This window comes from Streptomyces sp. NPDC098789 (assembly GCF_044759975.1).
Taxonomy (GTDB): Bacteria; Actinomycetota; Actinomycetes; order Streptomycetales; family Streptomycetaceae; genus Streptomyces.
This window is the reverse complement of record NZ_JBIWAJ010000009.1, coordinates 167,107-184,385: the sequence shown is the minus strand read 5'-3', so window position 1 is coordinate 184,385 and position 17,279 is coordinate 167,107. Positions and strand designations below refer to the sequence as shown.

17 protein-coding genes are annotated in these 17,279 nt (G+C 73.3%); 3 read left to right on the top strand and 14 right to left on the bottom strand.

The window, feature by feature from the left end; all coding sequences use genetic code 11:
* Positions 1-15: 15 nt before the first annotated feature.
* The 12 genes from ACIQWR_RS20415 to ACIQWR_RS20360 all read right to left on the bottom strand — a co-directional run bounded on the left by ACIQWR_RS20415 (position 16) and on the right by ACIQWR_RS20360 (position 12,727).
* Entirely contained in the window at positions 16-1,158 is a 1,143-nt protein-coding gene (locus ACIQWR_RS20415) for an acyl-CoA dehydrogenase family protein (RefSeq protein WP_404011279.1), read from the bottom strand.
* Entirely contained in the window at positions 1,151-1,651 is a 501-nt protein-coding gene (locus ACIQWR_RS20410; protein WP_404011277.1) for a PaaI family thioesterase, read from the bottom strand. The genes ACIQWR_RS20415 and ACIQWR_RS20410 overlap by 8 nt, the downstream gene beginning before the upstream one ends.
* 84 nt (positions 1,652-1,735) lie before the next feature.
* Positions 1,736-2,881: a ferritin-like domain-containing protein gene (locus ACIQWR_RS20405; RefSeq protein ID WP_404011274.1), complete on the bottom strand. Its 1,146-nt coding sequence runs from the start codon at positions 2,879-2,881 to the stop codon at positions 1,736-1,738.
* The gene (locus ACIQWR_RS20400; protein WP_404011271.1) at positions 2,878-4,392 is read right to left on the bottom strand and encodes a class I adenylate-forming enzyme family protein; all 1,515 of its coding nucleotides are present in this window, start codon (positions 4,390-4,392) and stop codon (positions 2,878-2,880) included. Before ACIQWR_RS20400 ends, ACIQWR_RS20405 begins: the two co-directional genes overlap by 4 nt.
* A gap of 1 nt (position 4,393) precedes the next feature.
* Positions 4,394-4,621, bottom strand: a complete 228-nt coding sequence (locus tag ACIQWR_RS20395; RefSeq protein WP_404011268.1) for a phosphopantetheine-binding protein — start codon at positions 4,619-4,621, stop codon at positions 4,394-4,396.
* Positions 4,618-5,643: a hypothetical protein gene (locus ACIQWR_RS20390; protein WP_404011266.1), complete on the bottom strand. Its 1,026-nt coding sequence runs from the start codon at positions 5,641-5,643 to the stop codon at positions 4,618-4,620. Before ACIQWR_RS20390 ends, ACIQWR_RS20395 begins: the two co-directional genes overlap by 4 nt.
* The gene (locus tag ACIQWR_RS20385; protein ID WP_404011263.1) at positions 5,640-5,897 is read right to left on the bottom strand and encodes an acyl carrier protein; all 258 of its coding nucleotides are present in this window, start codon (positions 5,895-5,897) and stop codon (positions 5,640-5,642) included. Before ACIQWR_RS20385 ends, ACIQWR_RS20390 begins: the two co-directional genes overlap by 4 nt.
* Positions 5,894-7,591, bottom strand: coding sequence for an AMP-binding protein (locus tag ACIQWR_RS20380; protein ID WP_404011261.1), 1,698 nt, complete (start codon positions 7,589-7,591; stop codon positions 5,894-5,896). Before ACIQWR_RS20380 ends, ACIQWR_RS20385 begins: the two co-directional genes overlap by 4 nt.
* A 5-nt stretch (positions 7,592-7,596) precedes the next feature.
* The gene (locus ACIQWR_RS20375; protein ID WP_404011259.1) at positions 7,597-9,201 is read right to left on the bottom strand and encodes a class I adenylate-forming enzyme family protein; all 1,605 of its coding nucleotides are present in this window, start codon (positions 9,199-9,201) and stop codon (positions 7,597-7,599) included.
* A 357-nt stretch (positions 9,202-9,558) separates the two neighbouring features.
* Positions 9,559-10,455, bottom strand: a complete 897-nt coding sequence (locus tag ACIQWR_RS20370; RefSeq protein ID WP_404011257.1) for an alpha/beta fold hydrolase — start codon at positions 10,453-10,455, stop codon at positions 9,559-9,561.
* A 172-nt stretch (positions 10,456-10,627) separates the two neighbouring features.
* Complete coding sequence (locus ACIQWR_RS20365) at positions 10,628-11,878, bottom strand: 3-deoxy-7-phosphoheptulonate synthase (protein WP_404011255.1); 1,251 nt, start codon at positions 11,876-11,878, stop codon at positions 10,628-10,630.
* An 81-nt stretch (positions 11,879-11,959) separates the two neighbouring features.
* Complete coding sequence (locus ACIQWR_RS20360; RefSeq protein ID WP_404011252.1) at positions 11,960-12,727, bottom strand: 4'-phosphopantetheinyl transferase superfamily protein; 768 nt, start codon at positions 12,725-12,727, stop codon at positions 11,960-11,962.
* Between the two features lie 307 nt (positions 12,728-13,034).
* On the opposite strand from ACIQWR_RS20360, the gene ACIQWR_RS20355 reads away from it, so the two are divergent.
* Positions 13,035-13,538, top strand: coding sequence for a hypothetical protein (locus ACIQWR_RS20355; protein WP_404011249.1), 504 nt, complete (start codon positions 13,035-13,037; stop codon positions 13,536-13,538).
* Here ACIQWR_RS20355 and ACIQWR_RS20350 read toward each other — a convergent pair.
* Together ACIQWR_RS20350 and ACIQWR_RS20345 are read right to left on the bottom strand one after the other, a co-directional pair.
* Positions 13,515-14,051: an RNA polymerase sigma factor gene (locus ACIQWR_RS20350; RefSeq protein WP_404011248.1), complete on the bottom strand. Its 537-nt coding sequence runs from the start codon at positions 14,049-14,051 to the stop codon at positions 13,515-13,517. The genes ACIQWR_RS20355 and ACIQWR_RS20350 overlap by 24 nt on opposite strands.
* A gap of 294 nt (positions 14,052-14,345) precedes the next feature.
* Entirely contained in the window at positions 14,346-15,878 is a 1,533-nt protein-coding gene (locus ACIQWR_RS20345; protein ID WP_404011246.1) for a carboxylesterase/lipase family protein, read from the bottom strand.
* Positions 15,879-16,098: 220 nt separating this feature from the next.
* Between ACIQWR_RS20345 and ACIQWR_RS20340 the strand changes: the two genes are divergently transcribed.
* Together ACIQWR_RS20340 and ACIQWR_RS20335 are read left to right on the top strand one after the other, a co-directional pair.
* Entirely contained in the window at positions 16,099-16,707 is a 609-nt protein-coding gene (locus ACIQWR_RS20340) for an RNA polymerase sigma factor (protein WP_404011243.1), read from the top strand.
* Entirely contained in the window at positions 16,704-17,198 is a 495-nt protein-coding gene (locus tag ACIQWR_RS20335) for an SRPBCC family protein (protein WP_404011240.1), read from the top strand. The genes ACIQWR_RS20340 and ACIQWR_RS20335 overlap by 4 nt, the downstream gene beginning before the upstream one ends.
* The last annotated feature ends 81 nt before the right edge of the window (positions 17,199-17,279 follow it).

Sequence of the window (17,279 nt, the reverse complement as noted above, 5' to 3'; positions counted from 1 at the left end):
GGCCACAGGACAGGACTAGACGCCGAGGTCGCGGCCGATGAGTTCCTTCATGACCTCGTTGGTGCCGCCGTAGATGGCGTGCACCCTGTTGTCCACGAAGGCCCTTGCCACCGGGGTCTCGCGCATGAAGCCGTAGCCGCCGTGCAGTTGCACGCAGCGGTCCAGCACGCGGCGCTGGACGTCGGTGGCCCACCACTTGGCCTTCGCGGCGGCGACGGCGTCGAGCCGGCCCGCGTTGTGCTCGGCGAGCGCCCGGTCCACGTAGGTGCGGGCCACGTCCAACTCGGTCGCCATCTCGGCGAGTTCGAAGCGGACGTGCTGGAAGGAACCGATGGCCCGCCCGAACTGGCTGCGGGACTTGCAGTGGGCGAGCGTCTGCGCGAAGGCGGTCTCGGCGGCGGCCACGGCGTAGGCGGCGATGCCGAGGCGTTCCTGGGGCAGGTTGTTCGCCAGGTACAGGAAGGCGCGTCCGGCCCGGCCCAGCAGGTTCGCGACCGGCACCCGCACCTCGTCGAAGAACAGCTCGGCCGTGTCCTGCGCGGCCATGCCGATCTTCTCCAGCTTGCGGCCGCGCTCGAAGCCGGGCATGCCGCGCTCGACGACCAGCAGGCTCAGTCCCCGCGAGCCGCTGCCCGGCTCGGTCCGGGCCACCACGATCACCAGGTCCGCGTGGATGCCGTTGGTGATGAAGGTCTTCGCGCCGCTCAGCACGTAGTGGTCGCCGTCGCGGCGGGCGCTGGTGCGGATGGCCTGGAGGTCGCTGCCGGCTTCCGGTTCGGTCATGGCGATGGCCGTGATCAGCTCGCCCGAGCAGAAGCCGGGCAGCCAGCGGCGCTTCTGTTCCTCGGTGGCGAGGTCCAGCAGGTACGGGGCGACGACGTCGTTGTGGAGGGCGAAGCCGACGCCGGTGGCGCCGACCCGCATGATCTCCTCGCTGATGATCGCCTGGTAGCGGAAGTCGCGCACGCCCCCGCCGCCGTACTCCTCGGGGACGTCGATGCCGAGGAGGCCGTGCTTGCCGGCGGCGCGCCACACCTGCCGGTCGACCAGCCCGGCCCGCTCCCAGTCGGCGTGGAAGGGGGCGATCTCCCGGTCCACGAACGCGCGCACCATGGCGCGGAAGTCGAGGTGTTCCTGGTCCAGCTCGCTCTCACGCACGGTGGCTCCCGGCCCGGTGGATGATCTGCTCGACCGTCCCGGTACAGGCGGGCCACCCGTCCTGGTGGAAGCGCACCTCGGCGACGGCGCGCCGGGTCGAGCAGCTGGTCAGTACGGCTTCCACGGTCACCGGCCCCGGCAACAGCGGCGCGTGGTAGACGACGGACAGCCCGGCGGTCAGGAAGCCCGACCCGTCGGGGATCGCCGACAGCATCACCAGGCCCGCGAAGTGGTCGACGAGGCAGGCGATCCAGCCGCCGAAGACGACCCCGGGGGTCAGCGTCAGCCGCGCGTCGAACTCCGTCTCGCAGGTGACCAGGCCGGGCAGCCAGGAGGTGGCCGGCGGCAGGGCGAGGGTGTGCGCGGCGGGCGGGTCGGGCACGGTCCCGTCGGCCAGCCCGGTCAGGGTCCGCCGCCCGCTGGTGTCGGCGTCGGGGGCGGCGAGGCCGCGCATGCGACCGGGCCGGGCTGGGGGGAGGGTGGCTTCGAGCATGTCGGTCTCTCCGCTGGTCCGGGGGCGGGACGGATGGGGGCGGGCGGAGCCCGCTCAGGAGGCGGCGGGGCGCGCAGGATCCGCTCAGGAGGCGGCGGGTGCGCCGTCCGCGACGGGTACGCCGTCCGCCGTGAGGGAGCCGAGGTCGACGACGGAGGCGATGTCGCGGCGGCGGAAGTCCATCTCGCGCCGCGTCAGCTCGTCCACGGCCGCCTTGTCGTCCAGCTCGCGCAGCGCGGCCTCGTCCACGGAGTGGAAGCCGAGGACGCCCATCTTCTGGAGCGCCTCCTGCACCCGCGGGCCGAACATGCCGATCTCCTTGAGGCCCGGCACGATCCGCATGAAGACCAGGCGGCGGAACTCCCGCTTGGCGGGCGAGCGGCGCGAGGCCTTGATGGCCTCCTCGCCGTAGCCGAGGGTGTTCCAGATGTCGTCGTCGACGTACCGGTCGCGCAGCGCCCAGCAGCCCTCGACGACGAAGTCCTCGCGCTCCTTCAGCTCCGTCTCGCTGAGCTGCGGGTAGTACTCGCGCAGCAGCAGTCGGCCGAAGGCGACGTGGCGGGCCTCGTCGCGGGCGACGTAGGCGCTGAACGCGCGGGCCAGCGGGTCCTTGAGGCGCTCGCGGTGCACGCCGAAGGTGGCCAGGCCCATGTTCTCCACCAGGATGTGCGCCGCGAGCACGCCGAAGTCCCAGCGCGGTTCGCGCATCGCGTGCTCGAACATCGCGGCGATGGACGGGGAGAGCCCGTACCGCAGGCCGATCTTGGTGTGCAGGAAGCGGTTGAAGCCCTCGACGTGCCGGGCCTCGTCCATCAGCTGGGTGGCCGCGTACAGCTTGGAGTCCAGGTCGTTGACGGTGAGCAGGATCTTGCCCACCGCGATCAGGGCGGCCTGCTCGGAGTGCAGGAACTGCGAGTACAGCCAGCCGCTGCTGTGCTTGCGTACGATCGTCCGCTCGCTCTCGGGCATGCGGTCCCACAGCTTGGACCCCGAGATGGAGATGAAGTCGTCGGGGAGGCCGAGCGGGTCGTCGGGGTCCACCTCGTGGTCCCAGTCGAGGCGGTCGTCCATGTCCCACTGGCGCTGCTTGCCCTGCTGGTAGAGCCGGACCATCTTGTCGTTGCGCCGGTCGTAGTCCCACTGGATGACGGCGTTGCCCTGCACCGGGACGGCCCATTCGCCGGCCAGCGCCGTCAGGATCTCCGGGCGCGTGTAGTCGGTGGTGGTCACGGGGTGTTCTCGCTTTCGATGACGAGCCGGTGGGCCAGCTCCCGCAGCCGGGGCCGCAGTGCCTTTCCGGCGGGGTTGCGCGGGACGGTCTCCAGCGGCAGGAAGTGGCTGGGCCGCTTGTAGGCGGCCAGTTCCTCGATGCACAGCCCCAGCAGTTCGGCGGCGTCGAAGGACTCGGGGGTCCGGGGCTGGACGAACGCGACGGGGATCTGGCCCCAGACCGGGGAGTGCACCGGTACGACGACGACGTCGGCGACGTTCGGCGACTGCCGCAGGACGTGTTCGATCTCGGCCGGGTAGACGTTCTGGCCGCCGCGCAGGATCAGGTCGTTGCGGCGGTCGACGATCCAGACCAGGCCGTCCGCGTCGACGCACCCCATGTCGTGGGTGTTGAGCCAGCCGTCGCGCAGTACCTCGGCCGTGGCCTCGGGGCGCTTCCAGTAGCCCTGCATCAGGCCGGCGCCGGCCACCTGGACCTCGCCGAGGGCGCCCGCTGCGGCTTCGCGGCCGTCGGCGTCGGTGATCCGCAGTGCGGTGCCGAGCATGGGGCGTCCGACGCAGACCGCGCCGGGGATCGGGGGCGCGCCGACCTCGGTGTCCGGGGCCAGCGAGACGACCGGTCCGCCGCCCTCGGTGATGCCGAAGACGGTCTGGAGCTCGACGCCGAGCCGCTCGCGCGCCTCGGCCGCCAGCTCGGCGGGCATCGGGGCCGCGCCGTGCAGGAGCAGCCGCAGCGCGCCGAGGTCGGTGGTGGGCAGGGCCCGCGCGTCGAGGGTGAGGCGGACCATGGACGGTACGAGGAAGGCGTGTTCGACCTGCCAGCGCTCCAGGGCGGCGAGGCAGCCCTGCGGGGTGAAGCGGTCCAGGACGCAGACCGTGCCGCCCGCCGCGAGGTGGTCGAGCGCGATCACCACGCTGCCGTGGAAGAGCGGGCCGGCGTTGAGGAAGACGGTGCCGGGCCGCGGCCCCACGTCGGCCAGCCACGACAGCGCGTTCAGTTGGAGGGAGCGCTGGTCGACGACGACGCCCTTGGCGGTGCCGGTGGTGGCGGAGGTGTGCAGGATCATCACCGGGTCGGCGAGGCCGGCGCCGTCGTGGGGCGTCGGCCGCGGCCCGGCGTCCGGGAGGTCGCCGACGACGGTGATGTCCGTCAGCGGCAGCGCGGGGTACAGGGCGGCGAGCCGGGCGAGGCCCTCGGTGTCGGCGACCGCGGCGGCCGGTTCCACGGAGGCGACGATCGCGTCGAGCTCGCGGTCGGTGAGGGCCGGGTTGACGGGTACGGCCACCAGCGCGGCGGACGCGCAGGCCAGGTAGGTCTCGATGACCTCGACCCGGTTGCCGCTGAGGACCAGGACGCGGCTGCCGCGCGGGACGTCCCGGCGCAGTCGGGCGGCCAGCGCCTCCACGTCGCGGTGCAGGCGCCGCCAGCTGACGTCGCGGGCGGCGTCGCGCAGGGCGAGGGCGTCGGGGGTGCGTTCCAGTGCGCGGCGCACCACGTGGTTGAGCCACATCTCAGGCCGCCCCGTTCCCCACCAGCTGCGCGACGGCGTGGATGGAGGTCAGCTCCAGCAGTTCCTCGTCCTGCAGCGGCCGGCCGAGGTGGTCCTCGATGTTCAGGGCGAGCCGGATGAGTTCGCCGGAGTTGACCCCCGCGCCGGCGAGCGGGGCCCCGTCGGTGATCCGGTCGAGCAGGGCCGGGTGGTCCAGGCTCTGCCGTACGAGGGTGCGTGCCAGGCTCATGCGTTCCTCCGGGGGCGGGCGCTGACGCCGACCATCGCCCAGTAGGGGGCGGGTTCGCCGTCGAAGTAGACGAGGGGTTCGGCGCTGTCCGTGCGGCACGGCAGCAGTCGGTTGAAGCGGCTGCCGAAGCAGGCGGCGGCGAACTCCGGGGACTCGGCGACCCCGCGCTCGTCGCCGACGGTGGCGACGAAGGCGAAGACCGGGTCGAGGGACTTGTGCACCCCGTCCTCGACGACGTCGCACCAGGCGTGGTCGCTGCCGAAGAGGCCGAGGAGGTAGCCGCGCCGCGCGGTGGCCCGCAGACCGGCCGCCCGCAGCCGGTCGGCCAGCAGGCGGGAAGCGACCACGCAGTCGGCGATGCCCATCTCCCAGGCCCGGTGGTGGTCGGCGCGCAGCGCCTCCGGCACCGTCTGGTAGGTGACCCGGCGGGAGGCGAGGCCCTCGACGACCTCGTTCCACGCCGCGTGGATGCGCGGGTCGCGCACGCTCTGGTCGGCGCCGGTCAGGCGGACGGTGGCCGTGTAGCCGCCGACGCGCAGGGGGTCCTCGAAGGGGTGCTCCGAGAGGAGTTCCACCCCGGGCGCCGAGAGGTCCGGCACCCGTACGCTCACCTCGGGCAGCCGGCCGGCGGCGGCCGTCGCGCCCGCGTCCTCGCCGCCCGCGCTGCGGGCGGGGTGGACGCCGATCTCCCACTCCCGGGGCGCGTACCAGCTGTCGCGGGAGGCGGCGGCGAACCGCATGAGGAAGCGCAGCCCCAGCTCCGGCACGGTCTGTCCGGTCCCGCAGAACATGCCGACGTTCATCAGGTCGTCGTAGTCGAAGAGGGGGCCGCGCGCGGAGTCCGTGACGTGCGGCAGTCCCTCGGCGGCCAGTCGGGACACCTGTTCGGGGGCGGCGCGCAGGGCCTGCGCCGCGGTCCGGGCGTCGGTGTCGTAGCGTCCGATGTCCCGGGGCACGACGGTGAAGCGGCCGAGGGCGCCGAGCAGCGCTTCGGGCGCCGCGCTCTCCACGGTCGTCGTCATGCGGAGCTGCCCTCCGGGATCAAGGAGGCGACGAAGGCGGCCAGTTCGCTGACGGTCGCCGTCTCGAAGAGGAAGTCGTCGGGGATGACGACGTCGTACTCGTCCTCGATGTCGGTGATCGCGCGCAGCGCCTTGACGGACTCGATGCCGGGCACCGCCGTGAGGGGCTTGTCCGTGTCGATCGTGGTCGTGGGGACGTTGGCCTGGTGGGCCAGGGCGCGTACGACGGTGTCCAGGGTCTTCTCGGCGCTCACTGGGCGGGTCCTTCCGGTGCGGTGGTCAGGGTGGCGGTCTGGGTAGCGGTCGGGGTGGCGGTCTGCTGGCGGTAGAGGTCGGCCGCGCCGGAGCGCTTGACCTTGCCGGAGCTGGTGAAGGGCAGGGTCTGCGGGGAGACGGCGAGGGTCTCCACGGCGCCCAGGCCCAGGTGTTCCAGGAGGCGCGCGCGGATGGCCTCGCCGACGGCGGCGGCGCTCTCCCCGTCGAGCCGGGACTCCCAGATGACGACCATGCGTTCCTCGCCCTCGACGTCCCAGGCGAAGGCGGCGCAGTGCCTGCGGTCGACCCCGGGGGTGGCTTTGACGATCTCTTCGACGTCCTCGGCGTAGTAGTTCTGGCCCCGGACGACGGCCATCGCCTTCATCCGGCCGATGACGTACAGCTCGCGCTCGTGCAGGAAGCCGATGTCGCCGGTACGGAGCAACCCGTCGGCGGTGAAGGGCTGTTCGGCGGCGGGCAGGCCTAGGTACCCGGCGGTGACGGGCGCTCCGCCGATCTGCACCTCGCCCACGGTGCCCTCGGGCAGCGGGGCGCCCTCGGCGTCACCGATGCGGACCTCGATGCCGGCGACGGCGGGACCGCAGGAGACGACGGAGCGCACGGTGGGTCCGGCCTCGGCGCTCTCGGTGATCCGGTCGCCGAGGGTCAGGTCGGCGCGGTCCACCAGCAGGCTGCGGTAGTCCGTGCGCGGGACGCCGCTGCTGACGATGAGGGTGGCCTCGGCGAGGCCGTAGTTCGGCTGGACGACCTGCGGGCGCAGCCCGTAGGGGGCGAAGGTCCGCTGGAAGGCCTCCAGGCTGCTCAGCCTGACCGGTTCGGAGCCGTTGCCGCCGTAGCGCCAGGCGGAGAGGTCCAGGTCGTCGGGGATGCCCTTGGCGGCGGCCGCGACGAGGTAGTCGTAGAAGAAGTTGGGCGCGGGCAGGATCGTGGAGCGGGACGCGGCGAACTCGCCGAGCCACTGCATGGGGCGGCGCACGAAGTCGCCGGGCTGCCACAGCGAGGTCCTGGTGCCGTGGCGCAGCGAGGCGAGCAGGGTGAACAGGCCCATGTCGTGGAAGAGCGGCAGCCACTGGCCGAGCGCGTCCTCGGGGCCCCAGCGGGTGCCGTCCCCGATGGCGTCGAGTCCGGCCTCGACGTTGGCGTGGGTGATCACGACGCCCTTGGGCGCCGAGGTGCTGCCCGAGGTGTACTGGATGACGGCCGCGGCGTCGCCGCCGCCGCGCACCGGCGGGAGCTCCACGGCGCCTTGGGGCGGTTCGGCGATGTCGATGACCGGTAGGTGCGGTACGGCGGCCGCGACGCGGGAGACGATCCGGCTGCCGAGGCTCCCGTCGACGAGCAGGGCGTCGAGACAGGCGTCGGCCGCGATCCGCCGGATGTGCGCGGCGTAGGCGTCGGCCCCGCCGAAGGCGACCGGCAGCGCGAGCGGCACGGCCGCGGCGTCGAGCCGGAACAGGGCCAGCAGGCCGCGCACCCAGGGCTCGCCGTTGGCCATGAGCAGTCCGGCGCGCAGCGGCCGGCGGCCGTCGCAGGCGGCCAGGATGCCGCCCGCGGTGCGCTCCGCGCGGGCGAACAGGGCGGGGCCGCTGACGGGCTCCTCCTGCCGGGAGGGGGTGTGGAGCGTCGTCGCGTCGTGCACGGACGCGGAGAGCAGGTTCCAGAGCTGGACCATCGCGGTCAGGACTCCTTCGCGGGGGTGGTGGTGCGCTGGATGCGGCGGGCGAGCTTGCGGCGGAGCACGGAGCGGCGGACCTTGTAGGAACCGGTGATGGGCATGGCCTCCCACTCCCAGAAGCGCACCTGGAGGTCGGGCAGCCCGGCCTCGGCGGCGACGGCGCGGAAGCGCTCGGGGTCGGGGACGGTGCCGGGGCGGGGGCAGGCGACGGCGAAGACCTCGCTGTCCTCCGTGTCCTCGGCCTTCACCAGGACCAGTTCGACCAGCTCGGGCAGGGCCTCCAGGAGGTGGTCCTCCTTCTCCAGGAGGCTGCCGACGCCGTCGACGTGTTCGACGACGCGGTCGAGGAGTTCGAGGGAGCCGTCGTCGAGTTGGCGCCCGATGTCGCCCATCGGCCACCAGGAGTCCTGCGGCGGCATCGGGTCGCCGCCGACGTAGCCGCGCATGCGGCCGGGCGAGCGGGTCTCGATGATGCCGGGGGTGTTGGCGGGCTGCGGCACGCCCTGCTCGTCGACGATGCGGATCTCCATGCCGCCGCCGGCGTGACCGACGTTGCGCGGCGAGTAGTCCGCGGACTCCTCGCGGGTCACGATGCGCAGGCAGATCGGGCCGGACTCGGTCTGGCCGTACGCCTGGAAGTAGTGGGCGTCGGGGTGCTCGGAGGCGCCCAGCAGGGCCCGTACGGTGCGGGGGTGCATCGCGTCGAAGGTGCTGATGAAGCGCTCGACGTGCTGGAAGGGGCGGTCCGGGTCGTCGGCCAGCGACTCCCACTGGATGTAGACGTTGGGGTGCGTCTCCAGGGAGGTGGGGCGGTGTTCGAGCATCAGGCGCTTGACGTTGGCCGGGTCCGGGTCGGCGATGGCCAGGGCGGGCATGGCGGTTTCGAGCGAGGCGAGGGTGCCGGCGCAGGTGCGGGCGTGGACGAAGGACAGGTGCTTGGCGTTCAGGTCGTCCGTCGAGTACTGGTCCCGGAAGATCATGATCATCGGGGCGACCATGCCGAAGAGCGAACGGGTGGAGTGGGCCGCCATCTTCGGGGCGCCGGTGGTGCCCGAGGAGTGGGTGATGACGAACCACTCGTCCTCGTCGCGCGGGTTCGCCACGTGCGGCAGCCGGTCCTGGACCGGGACGACCCAGTTCTGCTCGGTCGGCTCCAGGCACAGCACGTTGCGCACCAGGAGCCGCAGGGCGCGGCGGGCATCGCCGAAGAGGGAGAGCCCGAGGGAGTCGACGAGCAGGTACGGGTTGTCCAGCCGGGCGAAGCATTCGAGCAGCTCGCCGACCTCCATGCCGGAGGAGAGCAGGGCGGGCAGGGCGCCGATCTTGCCGAGGGCGCACATGACGGCCTCGACCTCGATGTGGTTGCGCTGGACGACGGCGACCACGTCGCCCTTGCGGATGCCGGCGGCCCACAGCCGGTCGGCGTAGTCGTCGACGGCCCGCGCGAACTCGGCGAAGGTGCGGACCGGACCGTCGTAGGTGCGCCAGGCCGTGTCGGACAGGAAGGGGGTGTCGGGGTGCTTCTCCGCGGCGACGGTGGGCAGCACCCCGAGGGATGCGGTGGGCTGGGGGATCACGTCGAGGTTGAGTGCGGATATGTCGGGCATGTTCATCCCTCTGCTCGGCCTGGCTGGTGCTTTCGGGCAGCGCTGATTCCGCCCTGGGGCGGTCGTGGGGCGCTGGGGTTTCGGGGTCTCGCGGCAAGCGGCTCGAAGCGGCCGACACCAGATAAGAGACGGGGAGGGGCCGTCACACTCCACCGAGATTCGAAAATTTTTCCGGAGCCCCTCGCTCCGGCCGTGCGGGCCTAAGATCCGCCCTGCCCGGGGGACTTGTGGGGCCGCGCGGATCGCGTACGGGCCCCCGCGCCGTCCGCGCGAAACGCGTCCGACCCGGCCCGCGCCCCCCGGGAGGGGCGGGGACCGGGCCGGACGCGGACGGGCCGCCAGGGGGCACGCGAGGGGTCAGTCGCCCTCGGAGAAGAGCCCGCGGGCGGTCTCGGCGACCAGGTCGGGGCGCTCCTCGTGCAGGTAGTGCCCGCAGTCGGCGACCACGTCGACCCGCAGGTCGTCGGCGTGCCGGCCGCCGCCCGACAGCACGCTCGGCGGCAGCATGAAGTCGTGGGCCCCCGCCATGATCACGGTCGGCGTGGTCAGCCGGTGCTTCTTGAAGCTGCCCAGGAGCAGCTTCGCGATGTCCCGCAGCGCGAAGGCCCGGTGCAGCGCCTCGCCGGCCCGCGCCCGGTCCGGCTCCTGGCTCGCACTGACGAAGCCGTCCATCACGGCGGGCTCCCAGACGGCCGGGTCGGTGACCCCCTTGCGCATCAAGTAGCGGGTGAAGGCAGGGCGGTTGCGCAGGACCCAGCGGCCCAGCAGCGGTTGCTCCAGCAGCGCCGTGTACCAGAACCGCCACGACTGCGGCATCAACCGGTGGTGCAGCGGCCACGGGTGGAGCATGTTCAGCGCGAGGAAGTGGCTGAACCGCTCCGGGGCCCGCAGACAGAGGTGGAAGCCCGTCCACGCGCCCCAGTCGTGGCCGATGAGCGCGGCCCGGTCCAGCCCGAGCCCGTCCATCAGCGCGAGGACGTCGGCCACCCGGCTGTCGGTGTCGTACCCCCCGGCGGGCGCTTCGGACCAGCCGAAACCGCGCAGGTCCACGCAGATCAGCCGGTGGTCGTCGGCCAGCAGCGGGATCAGCCGCCGCCAGCCGTACCAGTGCTGCGGGAAACCGTGCAGCAGCACCACGGGCCGGCCCCGGCCCGCCTCGGCGACGTGCAGCCGCACCCCCCGCACGTCGACGTAGTGGTGCCGGACGCCCTCCAGCTCGGGCATCGGCGGTGTCGGCGGTGTCCGGTCCTGCATGACAACTCCCAGGGTCGCTCGGTGGCTCGACCGGCCCCGTGCGGGCCGGTCGCCCCGTCAGGAGGCGGCGACGGCGGCGGACGTTCCGCCCGGGAATGCGACGGACCTCACCGGAACCTTTCCGGGCCCGGCCGCCTCGTGACCCGCTCCCTCGCGACCGCGAGCGGTCGGGTCAGGGCGTGGCGCAGAGCTCCGCGACGAGTTCCACCAGCCAGGCGGTCTGCGCGCCGTTCAGCCGGGGGTCGCAGGCGGTCTCGTACCGCAGCGGGAGGTCCCGCTCCGCCACCGCGGGCGCGCCGCCCACGCATTCGGTGACGTCGGCCGGGGTGGCCTCCAGGTGGATGCCGCCGGGCCAGCCGCGGGCGGCGCGCACCGCGGCGAAGAAGCCGCGGATCTCCTCGCCCACCACGTCCACGTGGCGGGTCTTGTGGCCCGTACCGCTGGTGTACGTGTTCCCGTGAACCGGGTCGCACACCCAGACCACGGGGTGGCCGAGCCGGGCGACCCGCTCCACCAGGGGCGCCAGCTCGGAGCGCACCGCGTCCGCGCCCATCCGCGAGATGAGCACCAGCCGGCCCGGCCGGCGGTCCGGGTCGAGCCGCGCGCACAGTTCGGCCAGGCGCTCGGGATCCGTGCCCGGGCCGACCTTCACGCCGACCGGGTTGGCCACGCCCGCCAGGAAGCGGACGTGCGCGCCGTCGGGTTCACCGGTGCGCGCGCCGATCCAGGGCAGGTGGGTGGAGGTCAGGAACCAGCCGCCGGTCACCGGGTCCCGGCGCACCAGCGGCTCCTCGTAGTCGAGCAGCAGGGCCTCGTGGCTGGTCCACACGGCGGGGGCGCCGGCCACCGCGGGCTCCCGCACGACCATCCCGGACGCGGCGAGTTCGCGCAGCAGGGCGAGCACGTCACGGGCGTGGGCGTGGCCGCGCAGCAGCCGCGTGGCGTCGGGGACGCGGGCGGCGGGCGTGGGGGCGGGGTCGTTGACCAAGTGGCCGCGGAAGGAGGGCAGTACGAGGTCACCGACGCGTTCGGTGGGCGAGGAGCGCGGCTTGGCGTACTGGCCCGCGATCCGCCCGATCGGGATCACCGGCCGGTGTAAGGCGCGTCCCAGCGTCCGGGCGGTGGTGTGGAGCAGCTCCACTCGGGCCGCGGTGCCCGCGAAGGTGGGCGGCTCGAAGGTCTCGGCGCAGTCGCCCAGTTGCACCACGAAGCCCTCCCCGCGGGCGGCCCGGGCGAGCCCCCGGCGCAGCTCCAGGATCTCGCCGGGGTGGACGAGGGGTGCGGTGCCCGCGAGCCGGGTGCGCACCCGGCGCAGCAGGGCGTGGTCGGGCCAATCGGGCTGCTGGGCGGCCGGGTGCCGACGCCAGCCGGCCGGCGTCCAGTCCGCCGGCCGGGGCGGGGCGAGCAGGGTGGGTGCGTCCATGGCGGCGTGACCTCCGTGAGGGTGCGTTCCGTGAGGGTGTGATCGCGGGGGGGGCGTCACGTGGGATGTCGCCGGGTCCGGTCAGGACGCGGGCGGGGTGGCCAGCGGGCGGGCCCAGCACAGGACGCCGCCGCGCGGGAGCTCGCGGACGCTCACCCGCAGGCGCAGGTCGGGGCGGCTCGCGGCGTGGGCCAGGAATCCGCCGCCGGCCACGCTGTCAGCGGCATCCGCGATGTCAGCGAAGTCAACGAAGTCAGTGGCATCCGCGGTGTCAGCGGTGTCAGCGGTGAGCACCAGGTCGCGCAGGCCGCGCAGTTCGGGGCCCAGGAGCGGGCTGAGGGCCTTGTACGCGGCCTCCTTGGCGGAGAACATCGCGAGCAGCCGCCGCTCCGCCGCGCGCCCCGCCCCGTGCAGCGCGGCGGCCTCGGCCCCGCGCAGCACCAGGTGGGCCGCCCGCAGGGGCGGGCCGGACAGCTCCAGGTCGACGCCCAGCGCGGGGAAGAGCCGCGCCGGCCCCGCCACGGCCACGGCGACCCCGCCGCAGTGGCTGATCGACGCCGAGATCCCGGGGGGCAGGAGCGGACGCGCCCCCTCGAACAGCACGGCGTCGGCGGTCAGTCCCGCCGCGCGCAGCGCACGGTGCAGCGCGCCGCGGCCGATCAGGAAGTCCGCCCGCCGCCGGGGCGGCATGGCCTTCGCCATCCGGCGCTCGGCCTCGCGCACCGCCACCGGCGGCCCCTCGTGGACGGAACAGGTGCCGAAGCCGAGTCCCGCCGCGCGCGGCCTGGCGTCCGCCAGGGCGCGCGGCAGTGTCGGTCGGGTCCTCGGCGGAGCCCCCTTGGTCAGCACGACTGCCCTCCCCGTTCTTTTCGTTCCCGCATTGCGCTCCGGCAACTGGGCGAACCGCATGCCGCCGCTCCCCTTGTACGATGCTCGGGTAACCGTGTTCCTTCGAGGAGGAAGAGGACGCGCGGCGCGGATGCACTCCCGCGGGACCGGATTTATTTCCGAGGACGAAATGGGGGTGATCCACATCCGGGCCGTCTCGATACGCTATTGCGCGCGGTCGCTCCGATCGGGTATTTCGAAGTGCTTGACCATGCAGGGGGATGCTGCGAGCCTTCCTCCCATACGAAACAGAGGGGGGCGGCTTCCAGTGACTGGTCCGCTGCACAGCGACTGGCCGGCGGTCGAAATCGATCCGCTCCGGCGCCTGAAGGTCATCGCCTCCGCATCGAAGTACCCGAGTTACGGGGAGCGCCTTTTCGACGCGCCCTTCGATGCCCTGTGGGCCGTCGCGTCCGATCTGGAACGAGAACTCCCCCATATCGTCCCGGGACTGCGTTCCTTCGCCGTCACCGGATCCGGGAACGACCGGCTGACGGGGCGGGCCGTCAGCGTCCTGGGGCACGGCGAGCACTTCGACATCGTGCTGCGACCGGGCTGGTGCCTCATGCAGAGCAAGGTGTTGGTCGGCGGCATGGCCGCCGTGGCCGAGGGCGAGCGCACCCGTTTCGCCTTCTACAGCAGCCTGCGCTTCCCCGGGGGCCGGCTCGTCGACCGCGTGCGCCTGCTGCGGGCGGAACAACGGACCGGCATGCTCTTCGACCGCTTGCAGCGGCGCCTGGACGCCCGCTCACTCCCAAGCGGAACGAAATGACCGGCGGGCCCGGAACAACCGGGACCTGACCGTCCCCACGGGTAACACGAGGATCCTCGCGACCTCCTGTTCGTCCAGGCCGTCGATGTGCCGCAAGGTCAGCACCACCCGGTGCTCGGGGGCCAGCCGTCCCATCACGTCGGCGATGTCCGAGGCGAGCTGGACGTCCTCCAGCGCCGGCTTCTCGTCCCAGTCCGCGGGCCGGGGGCCCTGCCGCTGACGCTGCTTGGCGTACTTGAGCGCCTCCCGGACGGCGATCGACCGGACCCACCCGAGGAACGCCGCGGGGGTCTTCAGTTGGCCGAGGTTGCGGAACACCGCGATGAGCGCCTCCTGCGCCGCGTCCGCGGCGTCCTGGAGCGCCACCGGTCCACAGATCCGACCGACGTACGGTGCGACGACGCCGAGCAGTTCGTCCATGGCCAGCGCATCGCCCCGCTGCGCGCCTTCCACGAGCCGGGCCAATTCCTGCATGTCCCAGCCGGTCGTCCGCGCAACTTCGATTTCGGCCACTGCGCCCCCATTGTCGGTATTCGTATCGCCGGACGGGGGCGGCATCACGCCATTCGATTGTTCATTGTCAATAACAGATGTCCACTGCATGAAATCCGAAAACGGATAGAGCTCTGCCTATGATTAACTCGCGAGTAACCCTCTGCAAACAGCCGGATTGCGGTCATTCAACCCCCGTCGCAACCAGAATCCGACCATGAGCAGCAGCAGCCACCCTAACATCAGGAAGTTGGCCTGCCCCAAAGAACTTCCGAGATCTGAGACGGCCACCACCCCCCTGCCCGGGAATGGTCTTTACCGCGGCTCCAGCGCAGTGAATGAATGATTCCGCCACACCTTCCGGGATGCCGCCACCGGGTCTCCCAGCAGAGCGTCTTCGCAGTCGAAAACCTTCGACAGGCGGTCCGCCGCCCGGTATCCGGGCCAGCCCGGATCGCCGTGGAGGGCGAAGGCCGCCCAGGCCGCCTGCATCCGCTCCGAGAGCGCGCCGGCCGCCGCCGGAGCCTCCTCCCCCAGCATCTGCCGCGCGAGCGGCGCGTCCAGGGTCCCGAACACCAGCGGCACGTCCAGACCGTGACAGGCGCCCAGCCGTCCCCCGGACACCGGGGCCGACCAGCGCAGTTCGTAGGCGTACGCCACGCCGCCCGCCGCCACCTGGGCCTCCAGCAACCGCACCGTGGGCATCCGGCACATCCAGTCGGACATCACCGTCTCGTACAACTCCTCCGGGCCCGCCCCCGGGTAGGCCCCGCGGTACGCGCTCGCAGCGCTCCCGCCGCTCCCCCCGCTCCCGCCGCCCGGCCCGAACACCCGCAGGGCGTGCTCCGCCCGCTCGCCGCTCACCGACCCGAACTCCGCCCGCTTGGCCATGAACAGCCAGTACTCGTCCCGGTTGTGGCCGAACACCAGGGCCAACTCGCGGGCGTCCCCCCGGGCGACCGCCTCCCACGGGGTGCACGGCAGCGACTCCCCGTCGACCACCGGCGAGAACACGGTCTCCGCGTGCGCCACCGCGCCCCACTCCCGCGCGTGTTCCCCCCGTGCGGCGAAGACCTCGTCCGCGGCCCGCACGAGCAGGTGCGGATCGACCTCCCGCAGCTCCCGCGCCGTGGCCCCGGCGCCCACCCGCGCCCCCACGGCGCCGGCGATCCGCGCGGCCAGCTCCGGGGCGAAGTACGAGCCGGGCACGCTCTGCGCCACCGCCTGGTGGAAGAGCCCCGCGGCCGCGGGCATCGCCAGCAGGGCCGCGATCGAACCGGCCCCGGCGGACTCGCCGAAGAGCGTCACGTCGTCCGGGTCGCCGCCGAAGGCCGCGATGTTCTCCCGCACCCACCGCAGGGCCGCGATCTGGTCGAGCAGGCCGCGGTTGGCCGGGGCGCCGGCGAGCTGCCCGAACCCCTCCATCCCGACCCGGTAGTTGAAGGTCACCACCACCACGCCCCGGCGGGCCAGCCGCGCCCCGTCGTAGACCGGGTCCGCCGCGCTGCCGAACACGTACGCGCCGCCGTGGAACCACACCATCACCGGCAGTGCGGCGGCCCCGGGCGCCGGGGTCCACACGTTGACCGTCAGGCAGTCCGGAGCCGGATCCCGCAGCTCCGTGGCCGGCCGCGGGCTCATCCGGTCGTACTGCGGCGGTGGCGGCCCGAACTCCAGCGCCGGCCTGACCCCGTCCCACCGCCGCGCCGGCTCCGGCGCGGCGAAGCGCAGCGCGCCGAAGGGCGGGCGCGCGTAGGGGATGCCCCGGAAGACGGCGATCCCGTCCTCGACCCGACCCCGCACCGCGCCCCGGCCGGTGCGCACCTCGGGTTCACGCTCCTTCTCCACTGTCCTCGGCCCCTTCACAGCTCTGGCGGGCATTGCCGACACCAGACAAGAGGCGGTCCGCGCTCCGCGCACTCCCCCCGGTCCGCGATTCCTTCGAGCAAATGGGCGGGGCGTGGGAGTGTCCGCTCCGTTTTGCACCTCTGTCCTGTGAAGCACCGTGCGATCTGCGCCGCCTGCGTGCGGACGGAGCGATGCCCCACGCAACGGAGGAGACCGGCAGATGAGAGCAGTCGACGCCCCGACCCGGCGCCAGGAGCCGGACACTCCACGGCCGGAGGAGCCCGACCCCGGACGGGCCCGCACGCCACGGCCCGGCCCCGAGCCGGGTCCCTGGGAGCCCGCGGCCCGACTGGTGCGCGCCGCCCAGGCCGGCGACGCGCTGGCCGTCGACGACCTGATCACCCTGCTGACCCCGTACGTCGGTCGGCTCTGCCGGCCGATCGCGCTCGCCGACAGTGCGGACGCGGTGCAGGAGTCCCTGATCGCCGTCTTCCAGGGCCTGCCCCGGCTGAAGGACCCGACCGCCCTGTACGGCTGGGTGCGCACCATCACCGTGCGCGAGGCGGTGCGGGTCGCGCGGCGCGCCCGGCGGGAGACCCCGTGGGGCGAGTTCGACGACGTACCCGGTCCGCTCGACGCGGAGTTGGCCTGCGAGGTCCACGACGTCCTGAGCCGGATGTCCTCCGAGCACCGCGCGGTGCTGACGCTGCGCGAGCTCGAAGGGCTGGACGAACGCGCGGCCAGCGATGCCCTGAACATCCCCTGTGGCACGGTGAAGTCGAGGCTGCACCGGGCCCGCAACAGCTTTCGGAAGGCGTGGACGCGATGACCACCGGCTGGCCGACGACAGAACTCGACCCCGTGCAGCGGCTGCGCGTCATGGCCGCCGGACTGGGCGCCGTCATGTACGTGGAGGAGTACGTCGCCGCTCCCCCGGACGTCGTGTGGGACGTGGCGGGCGACCTGGAGGGGGAGCTGCCGCACCTGGTGCCGACCCTTCGGGAATTCCGGATGGCCGGGGGGCCCGGTCAGGTCCAGGGCTGGGCGCACGGTCCCCTCGGCTACCGGGCCCGGTTCGACGTGCTGCTCCAGCCCGGTTACTGCCTGATGCAGAGCAGGCGGGTGATCGGCGGGATGGCCGCGGTCGCCGAGGGCGAGGGCACGCGCTTCGCGGTGCTCGGCGGGGTGCGCGGCGGCGGTTACGAGGCGCGGGCGCTGCGGGCGTTGTGTGCCCTGGGGGACGATCGGGGGCGGCGCATGATCGCTCGGGCGCGGCGGCGGATCGATGCCCGTAACGGGGCGGGGCCGCAGGGGGCCTGAGGGGCCGTCAGCCCCCTCTCCCTCGGCGGAGCCTGTAGGGCCCGCGGGGGGAGAAGGGAGGGAGGGCGGCTGCGCCGGGCC

Bases quoted from the DNA above. Each gene is read 5' to 3' on its own strand.
- ACIQWR_RS20335 (WP_404011240.1), top strand. From the start codon at position 16,704: ATGACCACCGGCTGGCCGACGACAGAACTCGACCCCGTGCAGCGGCTG.
- ACIQWR_RS20395 (WP_404011268.1), bottom strand. From the start codon at position 4,621: ATGAGCCTGGCACGCACCCTCGTACGGCAGAGCCTGGACCACCCGGCC.
- ACIQWR_RS20380 (WP_404011261.1), bottom strand. From the start codon at position 7,591: ATGGTCCAGCTCTGGAACCTGCTCTCCGCGTCCGTGCACGACGCGACG.
- ACIQWR_RS20390 (WP_404011266.1), bottom strand. From the start codon at position 5,643: ATGACGACGACCGTGGAGAGCGCGGCGCCCGAAGCGCTGCTCGGCGCC.
- ACIQWR_RS20370 (WP_404011257.1), bottom strand. From the start codon at position 10,455: ATGCAGGACCGGACACCGCCGACACCGCCGATGCCCGAGCTGGAGGGC.
- ACIQWR_RS20410 (WP_404011277.1), bottom strand. From the start codon at position 1,651: ATGCTCGAAGCCACCCTCCCCCCAGCCCGGCCCGGTCGCATGCGCGGC.
- ACIQWR_RS20340 (WP_404011243.1), top strand. From the start codon at position 16,099: ATGAGAGCAGTCGACGCCCCGACCCGGCGCCAGGAGCCGGACACTCCA.
- ACIQWR_RS20400 (WP_404011271.1), bottom strand. From the start codon at position 4,392: ATGTGGCTCAACCACGTGGTGCGCCGCGCACTGGAACGCACCCCCGAC.
- ACIQWR_RS20365 (WP_404011255.1), bottom strand. From the start codon at position 11,878: ATGGACGCACCCACCCTGCTCGCCCCGCCCCGGCCGGCGGACTGGACG.
- ACIQWR_RS20375 (WP_404011259.1), bottom strand. From the start codon at position 9,201: ATGCCCGACATATCCGCACTCAACCTCGACGTGATCCCCCAGCCCACC.